General features: G+C 62.5%; 14 protein-coding genes. 3 read left to right on the top strand and 11 right to left on the bottom strand.

The window, feature by feature from the left end; translation table 11 throughout:
- Positions 1-9: 9 nt before the first annotated feature.
- Entirely contained in the window at positions 10-516 is a 507-nt protein-coding gene (gene coaD, locus HND55_10865; GenBank protein QKK03102.1) for a pantetheine-phosphate adenylyltransferase, read from the top strand.
- A gap of 47 nt (positions 517-563) precedes the next feature.
- Positions 564-2,252, top strand: a complete 1,689-nt coding sequence (gene ggt / locus HND55_10860) for a gamma-glutamyltransferase (GenBank protein QKK03101.1) — start codon at positions 564-566, stop codon at positions 2,250-2,252.
- A gap of 60 nt (positions 2,253-2,312) precedes the next feature.
- Here the strand turns inward: ggt and HND55_10855 are convergent, their stop codons facing one another.
- Positions 2,313-2,906: a hypothetical protein gene (locus HND55_10855; GenBank protein QKK03100.1), complete on the bottom strand. Its 594-nt coding sequence runs from the start codon at positions 2,904-2,906 to the stop codon at positions 2,313-2,315.
- On the opposite strand from HND55_10855, the gene HND55_10850 reads away from it, so the two are divergent.
- Positions 2,905-4,131: an ISL3 family transposase gene (locus HND55_10850; GenBank protein QKK03099.1), complete on the top strand. Its 1,227-nt coding sequence runs from the start codon at positions 2,905-2,907 to the stop codon at positions 4,129-4,131. The two genes, HND55_10855 and HND55_10850, sit on opposite strands and share 2 nt — an antisense overlap.
- Positions 4,132-4,147: 16 nt before the next feature.
- On the opposite strand, the gene HND55_10845 is transcribed toward HND55_10850, so the two are convergent.
- The 10 genes from HND55_10845 to hslU all read right to left on the bottom strand — a co-directional run bounded on the left by HND55_10845 (position 4,148) and on the right by hslU (position 13,358).
- Entirely contained in the window at positions 4,148-4,654 is a 507-nt protein-coding gene (locus tag HND55_10845; GenBank protein QKK03098.1) for a hypothetical protein, read from the bottom strand.
- Positions 4,655-5,048: 394 nt separating this feature from the next.
- A complete protein-coding gene (locus tag HND55_10840; GenBank protein QKK03097.1) occupies positions 5,049-5,333 on the bottom strand; it encodes a hypothetical protein in 285 nt (94 codons plus the stop codon).
- Positions 5,334-5,496: 163 nt separating this feature from the next.
- On the bottom strand, positions 5,497-7,668 hold the full coding sequence (locus HND55_10835; protein ID QKK03096.1) for a M3 family metallopeptidase: 2,172 nt from the start codon (positions 7,666-7,668) through the stop codon (positions 5,497-5,499).
- A 53-nt stretch (positions 7,669-7,721) separates the two neighbouring features.
- Positions 7,722-8,459 carry a VacJ family lipoprotein gene (locus tag HND55_10830; protein ID QKK03095.1) on the bottom strand — a complete coding sequence of 246 codons (738 nt, stop codon included), beginning with the start codon at positions 8,457-8,459 and terminating at the stop codon, positions 7,722-7,724.
- Positions 8,456-8,737, bottom strand: coding sequence for an STAS domain-containing protein (locus HND55_10825; GenBank protein QKK03094.1), 282 nt, complete (start codon positions 8,735-8,737; stop codon positions 8,456-8,458). Before HND55_10825 ends, HND55_10830 begins: the two co-directional genes overlap by 4 nt.
- Before the next feature lie 34 nt (positions 8,738-8,771).
- A complete protein-coding gene (locus tag HND55_10820) occupies positions 8,772-9,377 on the bottom strand; it encodes an ABC transporter substrate-binding protein (protein ID QKK03093.1) in 606 nt (201 codons plus the stop codon).
- The gene (mlaD, locus tag HND55_10815) at positions 9,377-9,838 is read right to left on the bottom strand and encodes an outer membrane lipid asymmetry maintenance protein MlaD (GenBank protein ID QKK03092.1); all 462 of its coding nucleotides are present in this window, start codon (positions 9,836-9,838) and stop codon (positions 9,377-9,379) included. The genes HND55_10820 and mlaD overlap by 1 nt, the downstream gene beginning before the upstream one ends.
- Positions 9,839-9,869: 31 nt before the next feature.
- A complete protein-coding gene (locus tag HND55_10810) occupies positions 9,870-10,637 on the bottom strand; it encodes an ABC transporter permease (GenBank protein QKK03091.1) in 768 nt (255 codons plus the stop codon).
- Entirely contained in the window at positions 10,634-11,452 is an 819-nt protein-coding gene (locus HND55_10805) for an ATP-binding cassette domain-containing protein (protein ID QKK03090.1), read from the bottom strand. Before HND55_10805 ends, HND55_10810 begins: the two co-directional genes overlap by 4 nt.
- A gap of 565 nt (positions 11,453-12,017) precedes the next feature.
- A complete protein-coding gene (gene hslU, locus HND55_10800; protein QKK03089.1) occupies positions 12,018-13,358 on the bottom strand; it encodes an ATP-dependent protease ATPase subunit HslU in 1,341 nt (446 codons plus the stop codon).
- Between the last annotated feature and the right edge of the window lie 3 nt (positions 13,359-13,361).

Below are 13,361 nucleotides of genomic sequence, written 5' to 3'. Positions count from 1 at the left end.
CAGCCTGTGATGCCCAAGCCTGACTATGGTCTTGCCGTCTATCCCGGCACGTTTGATCCCATGACCAACGGCCACACCGATCTGATCGCGCGCGCCGCGCGGCTGTACCGGAAAATCATTGTGGCCATCGCCGAAAGCCCGCACAAGCAGCCGGCTTTCAGTCTCGATATGCGCATTGAACTGGCCTGGAAGGTCCTCGGGGAAGAGGGCCTGAACAATGTCGAGGTCGTCGGCTTCGATAATCTTCTGGCGCATTTCGTGTGCGAGCGCAATGCCGGCGTCTTGTTGCGCGGTCTGCGAGCGGTCTCGGACTTCGAGTACGAATTCCAGCTTGCGTCGATGAATCGGCATCTGATCCGCGAGGTCGAGACGGTCTTTCTGACGCCGGCCGAGCAGTTCAGCTTCATTTCCTCGACGCTGGTCAAGGAGGTTGCGCGTCTGCAGGGTGATGTTGGCCAGTTCGTGCACCCGCGCGTTGCCCGGGCACTGCGCGACCGCTACACCCAAATGAGCTGAGGATCACGCCCTCCGGTCCGGCCATGATTCTGTCTGGAGAATTGCTGATGCGTCATCTCGGGTTCACGCTGTTTGCCGTGTGGTCACTGACGGCCGCGCTGGCCTTTGCCGGGGATCGGCCCGGCCGCGCCGCCATTGCCACGGCCCACGAACTGGCAACCGGGGTCGGCGCGGATATCCTCGAGAAGGGCGGCAATGCGTTCGATGCAGCAGTTGCGGTGTCGGCAGCGCTGGCCGTGGTCGAACCCGAATCCTCCGGGATTGGCGGCGGCGGCTTCTGGCTGCTCTATCGCGCCGCAGACGAACACGCGGTGATGGTCGACGGTCGCGAAACCGCGCCCGGCCAGGCGCATGCAGACATGTACCTCGATGACGCTGGCGCGGTCGACCGCGACCTGGCAATCAATGGGCCGCTGGCGGCAGGTATTCCCGGGGCACCCGCTGCCTGGGAGCACATCGCCGCAAACTGGGGCAGTCTGCCGCTCGACGAACTGCTGGCTCCGGCCATCCGACTGGCCGAAGACGGGTTTCCGGTCGACGCCAAGTATCAGACGCTGATCAATTTTCGTGCTCCGGTTCTGCAGCGCTGGCCGGAAACGGCCGCCATCTTCATGCCGTCGGGCAAGGTGCCGGCGCTCGGCGATATCATTCGCCAGCCCGACCTGGCCCGGACCCTGCGCAGCATTGCCGAGCATGGCGCTGAGGTTTTCTACCGCGGCAAGCTCACCGACCAAATGATCAGGGGGGTTCGCGCAGCCGGCGGGATCTGGACCCGCGAGGACTTTGACGCTTATCGCGTTGTCGAGCGCGCCCCGATTCGGGCCCGGTACCGTGGCTATGAGCTACTGACCGCCTCGCCGCCGTCCTCTGGTGGCATCGCCATCGCGCAGATGCTCAATATCATCGCGGCATTCGATGTTGCAGCAATGGACGATGTGACCCGAGTTCACCTGCTGGCCGAAGCCATGCGACGCGCCTACCGTGACCGCGCCCTGTACCTGGGCGACCCCGACTTTTTTGATGTGCCGGTCGACATGCTGCTCAGCCCGCACTACGCCGCTGGACTGCGCGCCTCGCTGCGCCTGGACAGGGCCACTCCGTCGTCGCTGCTGGCCGCGGATCCGACCCGCATGAATACCGAAAGCAACAACACGACGCACTTCTCGCTGATGGACGCCGAGGGCAACCTGGTATCGGCGACTCTGACGGTCAACCTGCCGTTCGGGGCCGCCTTCGTGGCGCCCGGGACTGGCGTGTTGCTCAACAATGAAATGGACGATTTTGCCGCCGCGCCGGGTGAGCCGAATGCTTATGGTTTGATCGGCTTTGCCGCCAACAGGATCGAGCCGGGCAAGCGCATGCTTTCGTCGATGAGCCCAACCATCGTTCGCGGCGGGGACCGGGTGGCGGTTCTGGGCACTCCGGGTGGATCCCGCATCATCACCATGGTGCTGCTTGGCATTCTCGATTTTGTTTCCGGCAACGGTCCGGACAGCTGGGTTTCGCTGCCGCGTTTTCACCATCAGTACCTGCCCGACGAGATTTCGGTCGAGCAGGGGGCGCTTGCACCCGAACAGATCGCCGCACTCGAGGCGCTCGGCCATAAGGTGACCAGGCGCGCGCGGCCCTGGGGCAACATGCACGCAGTCATGTGGGACCGCGCCAGCAACCGCGTCGAAGCGGCCCACGATCCGCGCTGGAGTTCAGGCGGCGCCCGGGTCATCGATATCGATTAGGGAAGTTCTGAACAACCCTGCGCTGAGCGCCCGCGCAGGGTTGTTCAGGGGCTCCCTAACTCAATAGGAACTACCGGAAACGGTGCAGCGAATCGTATCACCTTGTACCTCACATTCCATGGTGTCCCCCCCATCACCACCGCCTGCACCAGTAACCGGAATACCGTACCGACGAGCCAGATTTATCAAATCCTGAACCGTAACTGGACTCCCGTTATAGGAAAAGTCGCTGAATTGCCCTTCCGATAGTGGCACAGATGGCAATCCTGGCCCTTGCGCGGTTGCCTGAAGAACATCCAGGTCCATCAACATTGGACCGCCGTCAAGTCCTTCTGCCACACCATTAAGCTTTACGTGGATAATTGTGCCATCCTCAAACGTAATAGTTATTACGGCACCATTGAGCAGTTGGCTTTTAGCTAGTATCTTGTCTACGAAGCGCTTTCCTAAGTCAGACAAAGCAAATACTTGTTCTGCCCATGCAGCGTTATAGTAGTTATTCAGAGCATTTGAGAGCGCATTGCGATTCAAGCCGGCAGCCGAATCTCTAGGCCCGATCAGATCTATGGCGGAATTAATGGCTCTTCCCGGTTTTGTGTGGGTTGACCGGTTCGGATAGGCTACCGGCTGGCCCCGATTCGAGTCCAGTTTCATGCACGACCGCGAGCTTTACCGCCAGATTCTCGGCGTTCAGGCGCCCTGGGAGGTGTCCGAGGTGGAAGTCGACCTGCCCGGCACCGGCGTGACGGTCCATATTCGGCACTCCGGCTCGGATCTGGCGTGCCCGCAGTGCGGTGCGGCCTGTTCGGGCTACGACACCCGCGAGCGCAAGTGGCGGCATCTCGACACCTGCCAGTACAAGACCTGGCTGGTCGCGCAGGTGCCGAGGCTTCGGTGTCCCGAGCACGGCGTTCATCAGCTGCCGGTGCCGTGGGCGGAGAACAACTCTCGACTGACGGCGCTTTTCGAGGCGCTGGTGATCGATTGGCTCAAGATCGGCACGATCTCGGAGGTTGCCGAGCGACTCGGTTTGAGCTGGTCGGCGGTCAGCGGCGTGCAGGAGCGCGCGGTGGCGCGGGGTCTGGCGCGGCGGACGCAGGACTTTCCGGACGCGATCGGCATCGACGAGACGGCGTTTCAGCGCCGGCACCAGTATGTGACGGTGATCAGCAGCGGCGATCGGGTGCTGCACATCGCCGACGACCGCAAGCGTGCGAGCCTGGACGCCTGGTACGCGGCGCAGCCGGCCGAGGCGCTGGCAGGCTTGCGAACGGTAGCGATGGACATGTGGCGCCCTTTCATCGATTCGACGCTGGCCCATGTTCCGGGGGCGGTGCACAAGATCGCCTTCGACAAGTTCCACGTCGCCATGCATCTCGGCGATGCCGTCGACAAGGTTCGCCGGGCCGAGCACAAGGCCTTGCTGGCCGAAGGCGAGTCGGTCCTGATCAAAAGCCGCTATCTCTGGCTGCAGCATCCCGACAACATGACCGACAACAACTGGGGCCGTCTCCAGGCGCTCAAATCCGCCAACCTCAAAACCGCCCGGGCCTGGGCAATCAAGACCCACGCGATGTGCCTGTGGGACTACCAGGTCAGAGGCTGGGCGCGTCGGGCCTGGATGGACTGGTACAACTGGGCGATCCGCTCGCGCCTGGAGCCGGTCAAGAAGGTCGCGCGAACGATCAAGGCTCATCTCGAAGGCGTCCTGACGGCCGTGGTCACAGGCGCGACCAATGCCCGCGCCGAAGGCTTCAACACCATGATCCAGAAGATCAAGCGCGACGCCCGAGGGTTCAGAAACAAGGAGCGCTTCAAGGCTGCGATCTACTTCCACCTCGGTGGCCTCGATCTCTACCCGGAGGCGGTGCGAAAATGAATGCTACCCACACGATTCAGTGAAGAGCCGAATTAATATTGGATCCTGGATCGATATCCCCCATATCGACGCTGCCGAGCATATTTTGCGCGAAAGACTTTGCGGCAAGAAGTCCCTCAAGAAGCGCTGCCTCGACGTTCGGATCTCCAGGTGCGGCAACGGCGTCAGCGTGATAGTAGCCATAAGCTGCTCCACGGATCTGCCCAGCCTTCTTCGGCGTTGACAGCGGGTCTATTCCTCCCGGCTCGTACCATCTGTAGACGTCAAAAAAGCGAATGTCCTCCGTATCGGGATTAAGAACATAGACCTTGTCTACTCCTTCCATCGCAGGTGAATAGTTAAATGAACTTTGTTCAGCAGCACTCTCGTAGGATTGGTCCGAATAGCAGTAGCCGCACATAGTCAAGCGCGCTTGGTCACCCGCGTGTAATGGACCTGCAACGAGCATGGCTGCACACAAAGCTCTTAGCGCAGCTACTCCCAAATGCGACAGGCGGACAGGTGCTCGTCTCACTTTCTCCATACTATTTCTCCTGCTGCGTTTGTATCCAATGCGAGGCGTGCGAACGCTAACTGCACTCGCCCCCTTACTAAGGAGCCTCTGAACAACTCTGCGCGGGCGCGACGGGTCTTTGCGGGATGACCCGGTGTGGCTTCGGCGAGCGTGGTTTGGTCATTCCAAATGAGTGAGCCGAAACGCAGCGGGTTGCCCGCAAAGACCCGTCGCGCAGGGTTTCGTCGCAAATGCCGCATCTCGCGCGTTGCGCCCCTCGGCCGTAGCTACGGCTACTGTCACTCGAGTCGCACCACACGATCTGCGGCATTTGCGACAGAAACGCGCTCCGCGCAGAGTTGTTCGGAGGCTCCCTAATCAATTCGATTGTCAATGCACGGCACGCCTGAGGTTGCTCCCCTGCCTATCTTGAGGAGCGACGTAAGCTTAGCCATGCGGACCTCGAACAGTCAACCGATGAGGTGCAACTGGTCCGGTCGATCGCCAGCCCGTCTTTGAGTTCCTTGATCCGGTTTCCCACATCGCCCCGGGCACAGTAGATTTGCTCGTAGATCCGTCGGGCAGCGCCGTTGATGTTGGTCACCAGGAAGCGCGGGTTGTCTTTGGGCTTGCGCCCCGCATGCAGCGTGATGTCGGCTTTGAAGATGACCCGCCGTGTATGCTTCCAGCTGTGTGCCGATACGCGCACTCGCTGAGCGTTGCCTGCGGCAACTCACCGGCGGCCACCGCCTCGCGCAACGGGCCGGGCAACGGCTCTGCCTGCGTCTGCAGCACCGGATTTTTGGCCATGCAGACTACGTACTCGAGATAGTGCGCCTCGAAGTATTCATCTAGTTGGGGCCCGTACAGGGTCAGCCGCCGGCGCCGGACTCGATCACGTCGAGCAGATAAGCGGGGTCCGGGCTGCGGCCGCGAAAGGCCTGCCAGGACTCGGCCGGGGGACGGGCATTGCCGCGGGCGAGTATCTCCTGGCGCAAACGTTCGGCCAGATTGCGGTCAATCAGGGAACCGGACTTGAAGGCGGCAAAGGCGTCGTGCGCCAGCATGCGTGCCACCAGCGTTTGAAAGTCGCCGCTGCGCTGGCGTTCTGCGAACAGATCGGCGACACCGCCGGCATAGTGTCGGTGCGAGAGCACTTCGGGTAGGCCCAGCCGCTCACGCACGGCGGCTTCGGCTGCGGCAAGATCAGGGACGGAGCCGCTGTCGGTGTCGTGGAGCATCAGATCGAGCTCGATGGCCGCAAGAAATTCCAGCATTTCAATGCCGCTGGTGAGGCGCTCACTGGCTCGCAACGCCTCGACGACGTCGTCACCGATGACCGAGCCGGTCTCGTGGTGGTAGGCATAGCCACGCAGGATCTCCGGTGCCAGTGCCCACTGCTCGAAAAGCAGGGCCGGGAACTCAACGAAGTCTGCCGGTACGCTGGTGCCCGCCAGCGAAGCGTGACGAACGTCGGAAAGCAGCACATGCAGGGCGTGGCCCATCTCGTGGAACAGCATCCGGGCTTCGTCGGGCGTGAGCAGTGACGGCAGACCCGGCGGGGCGGGCGTGAAGTTGCCGACGATTGCCGCGACCGGGCCGACACGCTCGTTGTCGTCGTAGTGCTGCGGGCGGTAGGTCGAAGTCCAGGCGCCGGCCTGCTTGCCGGGGCGATGCAGAGCATCGACATAAAGGACGCCAAGATGATTGCCGCGCTCGTCTTCAACCTCGAAGGCTTCCGTATCGAGGTGCCAGACCGGGAGATTGCTGCGCGGGTGAAAGCTCAGCCCCCACAGGCGATTGGCCACTGAGAAAGCGCCTTCACGAACATTGTCGTAGACAAACCAGGATCGGAGGTCTGCCTCCCGGAACGACAGCTCACGCTCGCGCAGTCGTTCCGCGTAGTACCAGCGGTCCCAGGGCTCAAGCGGCGCCTCGATGCCGTCAGCGCGGGCCAGTTGGCGCAGCTCGAGAAGCTCATCCCGCGCACGTTTGCGGGCGGCTTCGGCCAGGCGATCGAGCAGTGACCGCAGCATTCGGCGGTCGCTGGTCATGCTGCCGTCGAGTTCATAATCGATGTGGCTGGAATAGCCGAGCAGCTCGGCCCGACGAGCGCGCTTTTCTGCGATGCGCCGGCTCAGCTCGGCCAGCCTGCTGTTCTGACTTTCGGCGTTAAAACGCTCCAGCCAGGCCTGGTATATCTGCCGACGATCGCTGCGCTCTGGATAATGGCGCAGGAAGGGATACAGGCTATGGGCATGCAGGGTGAACACCCAGCCCTTGGTGTGTCCGCGGTCGCGGGCGCTGCGCTGGGCCAGCTGCACCAGCGCGTTCGGCAGAGTTTCCAGCAGTTCGGGATTCTCGACTATGAACTCATGATCGTGTGTTGCCTGGCGGCGTTGGCGCTCGAACCGTTCGATCAGCTCGGCCAGTTCTTCTTCGATGCGGCGCAGTCTTGCCTGATCTTCGGTCGGCAACCGGGCGCCGGAGCGCAGGAACTGGCGGTGAGTCCGCTCGGTCAGGCGTCGCTGTTCGGGAGTCAGGTCCCGCGACTGTAACTGATCATGGACCGTGGCCACGCGGTCAAACAGCGGTTTGTGCTGCAACACGGCGTTGCGAAAGGCAGCCAATCGTGCCGCTACCGGCTCGGCCATGCTGTGCAGTTGCGGGTCGGGGCTGACCGCAGCCAGCCCGTAGAAAGTTCGGGCGATGCGGTTGACATCGTCGCTGGCGCGTTCGAGTGCCGCGATCGTGTTATCGAAGGTTGCCTTCGAAGGAGCGGACGCGATGGACTTGCTGGCTTCGGTTGCTGCGCTGATGGCCTCGTCGAGCGCAGGCAGGAAATGTTCAGGATGAATCTCGTGGAAAGGCGGCGTTTCGAAAGGGGTCAGATAGCGGCTGTCCAGCGGGTTTTGCGGAGTCGCTACGGTATCGTTCGGTTTCCGCACCGGGCCCGGCGTCTCGCTCGGCGGCGACTGCTCGCAGGCGGTGAGGATGAGGCTGGCGGTGACCACCAGCCGGATGAAACTGCAGTTGACCGGCATCGGGTTTGGTGAGCTGTGTCGGGCTTGGCCCCGATGGTACTACAGGGTCATGGTCAGGGCCCCGAGCCCTCCTTCAGGAAGGCCTCATAGTCGGGCAAGCCCTGCTCACCGTCGCTGATCTGATGGCTGCGACGCTGCAGGTAGCTGTCGCGGACGAACAGGTAAGGATCCAGTGCCTGTTCGATCTCGCGATCAAGCGGCAGCAGCGTGGCGCGCACATGCAGGATATTCGTGGCTGTAACAATGTCGCCGGTGGTATCGCCAAACAGCTCCCGACGAATCACCAGCCGCTCCAGGTCGGCCGCGCTGCCGAACCCGTCACGTACGGTCGACGGGCCGAGGAAGGGCAGGACCAGGTAGCGGCTGTCGCTCCAGCCCCAGACGGCAAAGGTCTGGCCGAAGTCTTCTTCAAAATGCTCCAGGCCGGCGCGTCCGGTCAGGTCGATCAGGCCGCCGAGACCGAACACCGTGTTGACGAACAAGCGGTGGAACTGGCGGCCGGCATCGCCGGCGCGGCCCTGCAGCAGCAAATTGATGATTGTCGTCGGTGAACGCAGGTTGGTGAAGAAGTTGCCGAGGCCCGTTTCGACCGGATCAGGGGTAATCGTTGTGTAGGCGCGCGATAGTGGCCGCAGGATCAACCGATCGGCGCCGCTGTTGAACTGGTAGACCGATCGATTGAGCGGCTCCCAGGGGTCGGCCTCGTGGCGTGCCTCCGGCGGCGTCGAGGTCGTGGCGCAGCTCGACAGGACGAGCGCGGCGGCAACAATCAAAATGGGCCTTGCAATCATGTGCGTTGGTTTCCTTCAGTGTTTGCTTCAGGCTGTTGATCGTACCAGCCGAGCAGGGGCGCGACGCCGGTCAGTCGGGCGATGACGCTTAGATTGGCTGGCGGGTTCTCGAACTGCAGCGGCTGGCCGCGTCGGGTGGCGACCGACTGCCATTCCAGCAGCAATGCCAGTGCCGCCGAGTCGGCCGATTCGACCTCGGACAGATCCACTGTATTCGGCAGACTGCCGGTGTGAAAGCGAGTCCGATGCTGGCGGTGCAGTGCACCGATCCCCCTCATCGTCAGGTCGCCGGACAATCTCATTGACGGGTTGTCAGTCATCGGTTTCCAGCGCCAGTTCACCGCTTTGCAGCCGGTCCAGCAGTCGATCAAACCCATGACGGGAGAGCTCCGGGTCGATCTGGCTGCGAAATGTTGATACATACGAGATGCCCTCGACGATGACATCGAAGACGAGCCATTGGTCATCATTGTTTCGAAAAACGTAGTCGATCGGCGCGCGGCTGCTGCCGTTGAGTCGGACGCGCGTTCGAACACGTGTCATGCGCTCAGTGTTGTCGCCGGTCAGCGGCAGGATCTCGATTCGGTCGCGCAGCCGATAATCGAGCAGAGCAGTGGCGTAGCGCTGCAGCAGCTGGTCGGCCAGTGCCTTGGCAAAGGCTTCGATCTGCTCAGTTTCCAGGCCGCGTCCGTGGCGCCCAAGCACCAGTCGGGCCGAGTAGACGGTATCGATACGCGGCAGCAGGATTGCCCTGAGTTCGGAGCGCAGCGCATCGGGATGTTCGCGATAGTAGTCGCGCCGGCCGTCGAGCAACTCGATAATATCAGCAGTGGTCTGCTCGATGATGGCTACCGGATCGTCATCGGCCAGCGCTGCCAGCGGCACGCACAGCAGACCAATCAGGAACGCGGTCCGCATCAGCTTTCTCCCTCCGAATTCAGTAGATAGCGCCCGATGAGCTGCTCGAGAATCATGGCGGAGTTGGTCAGCAGCAGGCGATCGCCGTCAGCCAGCGTTTCCGGGGAGCCACCCGGCTCCAGCCCAACGTACTGGTCGCCGAGAATGCCGCTGGTCAGAATGGATGCCGATGTATCCTCGGGCAGGTGATCGAAACGGGTACTGATGCGCAGGGTGACCCGGGCCTCGAAGGTCTCGGAGTCGAGTTCAATCGCGTCAACCATGCCAATAGTGACGCCGCTCATGCTGACCGGGGCTCTGGGCTTGAGTCCGCCCACGTTGGTGAAGTGTGCCGTCAGCGTGTAGCTGTCGCCGGTGGCGACGCCGCGATCAGTGGCGTGCAGTGCGAGAAAGACGAGCGCGGCGATGGCCAGCAGCAGGAATACGCCGGCGGTCAGTTCGATCTGGTGCGATGATTTCATGGCTTGCTGTGTCCTGGTTGGTTGCACCCGGTTAAAGCATCAGGGCCGAAAGCACGAAGTCGAGTACCAGCACGCCGATTGCTGTGGCGATGACTGTCTGCGTGGTGGCCAGCGCGACGCCTTCGCTTGTGGGTCGGGCGGACCAGCCGAACCATACGGCGATCCAGGCGCCCAGCAACCCGAAGGCCACTGCCTTGGCCATGCCACCACCAAAGTCCCGAATCAGCTCAACCGAGGACTGCATGTTGGCCCAGAATGTCACGGCATCCTCGCCCATCAGGAACACTGCGAAGAAGATGCCGCCGGCAATCGCGGTCACGTTGAAAACCAGTACCAGCGCCGGCAGCGCGACGATTCCGGCCAGCAACCGCGGCTGTATGATCCGCTCCATGGGGTCGATGGCCATCAGCTCGAGCGCGTCGAGCTGATCGGTCGCGCGCATCAGTCCGATTTCGGCGGTGATCGAGGTGCCGGCGCGCCCGGCGAACAGCAGGGCGGTCAGCACCGGCCCCAGCTCCCGAAACAGCGACAGCGATAACACCGTGCTGATGGCGTCGGTTGCGCCAAAGCGGCTGAGCGTATCGTAGGTCTGCAGCGTCAACACCAGGCCAACGAAAAAGCCGGCGATGACGATAATAACCAGCGAACGCACACCGGCAAAATAGATCTGCCTGAGCGTTTCGGTCCACTGTGTCCGGCCCCAGCGCATGCGCGTGAGCAGCGTCAACAGAAACAGTCCGGCGCGGCCGAGCTCGCGCAACGGCTGCAGGGCGCCGAGACGGGTAGCCGGTGCAGTCACATCTGGCCTCCGGAATGGAGCAGCTCGTCGGCCAGCGCGGCGGCCGGAAAGTGAAACGGCACCGGACCGTCGGGCAGACCGTCCATAAACTGGCGCACCAGGGCATCGTCACTGGCGGCAAGCTCGTCCGGGCTGCCGGCAGCGATCAGTCGCCGGTCGGCGACTATGCAGGCGAAGTCGGCCATCCGGGCGACCTCCCGCACGTCATGCGTGATGACCACGCTGGTGGTCTCGAGCGCGCGATTGATATCGCGGATCAGGCGCAGCGAAACGCCCAGCGAAATTGGATCAAGCCCGGCGAACGGCTCGTCGTAGAGCATGATGTCCGGGTCGAGCGCCATCGCGCGGGCCGTTGCCACGCGTCGATTCATGCCGCCGGACAACTCACGCGGATACATCCCGGCCGCACCACGCAGCCCGACCATCTCGAGCTTCATCAACACGATACGGCGAACTAGGGTCTCGGGCAGGTCTGTATGCTCGCGCAGCGGCAACGCGACGTTGTCGAAGCAGGTCAGGTCGGTGAATAACGCGCCGTTTTGCAGCAGCACACCCATGTTTCGCCGCAGCCGGGCCAGCGCGCTTCCAGACAGCTCATCGACGCGAACCGACCCGATCCAGACCTGGCCGGTATCGGGTTTGAGCTGGCCGGTAATCAGCCGCAGAATCGTGGTCTTGCCGGCACCGCTGGGTCCCATGACTGCGGTCAGTCGACCCGGAGGCAGCTGCAGATCAAGTGCCTCGAGCACCGTTCGGCCGCCGAGGCGGACCGTCACGTCCTGCAATACAATGGCACTGTTTGACAACGCGGACATAGACGATGGGGTTATTGGTGTTTGGGTAGTCAGACTGCCTGGATCGCCAAGAGTTTAGGTCGCCCTGCCGCCTATCTTGTAGAGCAATACGTAAAACGACCCATTCGATTGCCAAGTGTCGCTCAGTCGCGCAGAACATAGCGTGAACGCGCCTTGTCCGCCCGGCATCGGGGTACCTGCGGTGCCTGAGACGCGGCTCCTGCGCCGCGTGGACAGCAAATGCCCTGACACGGCTGTTCTGCAGGCCAAGATGTCAGGGGCTGCCGGTCGCACAGGAACCGGCCATCATGCTCGCTGCTAGTGTACCCCGTCACTCATCTTGTAACTTATAGAGCACCGTACAAGCCCGAGCGCAAGGCGGCGCTCGCCGGGAAGGGTGGTGCCCTTTGCAAGAGCGTCAACGCCGCGATCGGGCTTGTACGGCGCTCCCGGTCGGGCGAGCGCCTCAGGGGCCATCTGCGGCGTTGCGATTGCTTGACGTAGCCCCACTACGCCGGCGCAATCGCGCCTTGCATCTGGCCCCTGAGGCACTCGCTATAAGTCACAAGATGAGTGACGGGGTACACTAGAGGATGTAGCGACTCAGATCTTCGTTTCCTGCCAGATCCTCAAGATAGCGGTCGACGTAGGCAGCGTCGACCGTGACTTTCTGACCGGAACGATCGGGTGCTGCGTAGGAAATGTCTTCGAGCAGGCGCTCCATGACCGTGTGCAGCCGTCGGGCACCGATGTTTTCGGTCGATTCGTTGACCGCGAAACTGATTTCGGCCAGGCGCTTGATGGCTTCTGGCGCAAATTCGAGCTCAACGCCCTCGGTGGCCAGCAGCGCGCTGTACTGCTCGGTCAGTGACGCGTCAGGCTCGGTCAGGATGCGCTCGAAATCGTCGGCCGAAAGTGCCCGCAGCTCGACCCGGATCGGCAGCCGGCCCTGCAGTTCGGGCACCAGGTCGGACGGCTTGCTGACGTGGAAGGCGCCGGAGGCAATAAACAGCACATGATCGGTATTGACCGGTCCGTAGCGGGTGTTGACCGTGCAGCCCTCGACCAGCGGCAGCAGATCGCGCTGCACACCCTCCCGGGATACCTCGCCGGCCGATCCGCCCTCGGCGCGGCGCGCGACCTTGTCGATTTCGTCGATGAACACGATGCCGTTTTCCTCGGCCACCCTGGCAGCGCGCTGCTTGACCTCCTCGTCATTGATCATGTGCGAGGCCTCTTCCTCGATCAGCAGCGGAATGGCATCCTTGACCTTCATGCGACGCTTCTGCTTGCGCTGCCCGGACAGGTTGGAAAACATCTGCTGCAGCTGACTGGTCATTTCCTCCATGCCCGGTGGTGCCATGATTTCAACGCCGATGTTCATGTCCACATCGACCTCGATTTCGCGCTCATTGAGCTGGCCGTCCAGCAGCTTCCGCATCATCTTGCGCCGCGTTTCCGTATCGCGCTCGGCTGCTTCGGCCGGAGCATTGGCAAACCCCGAGCGCTGCTGGCCCGGAAGCATGATATCGAGAACGCGTTCTATGGCCGCGTCTTCGGCCTGCGAGCGAACCCGGGCCATGGCCTCGTCGCGTGCCATCTTGTAGGCCACCTCGACCAGATCCCGAATGATCGATTCGACATCCTTGCCGACATATCCGACCTCGGTAAACTTGGTGGCCTCGACCTTGACGAACGGTGCCTTGGCCAGCGTTGCCAGGCGCCGCGCAATTTCGGTCTTGCCGACGCCGGTCGGGCCGATCATGAGGATGTTTTTCGGCGTGATCTCGGCGCGAAGGCCCTCCTCGACCTGCATGCGGCGCCAGCGGTTGCGCAGGGCAATGGCAACGGCGCGCTTGGCGGCTGACTGCCCGATGATATGGCGATCCAGTTCCTGGACGATCTCGCGCGGGGTCATTTGCGACATGAT

It is taken from the genome of Pseudomonadota bacterium, from assembly GCA_013285445.1.
Classification (GTDB): Bacteria; Pseudomonadota; Gammaproteobacteria; order Xanthomonadales; family Wenzhouxiangellaceae; genus Wenzhouxiangella.
The sequence above is the reverse complement of the archived record's forward strand: the minus strand, read 5'-3'. Positions and strand labels throughout refer to the sequence as shown.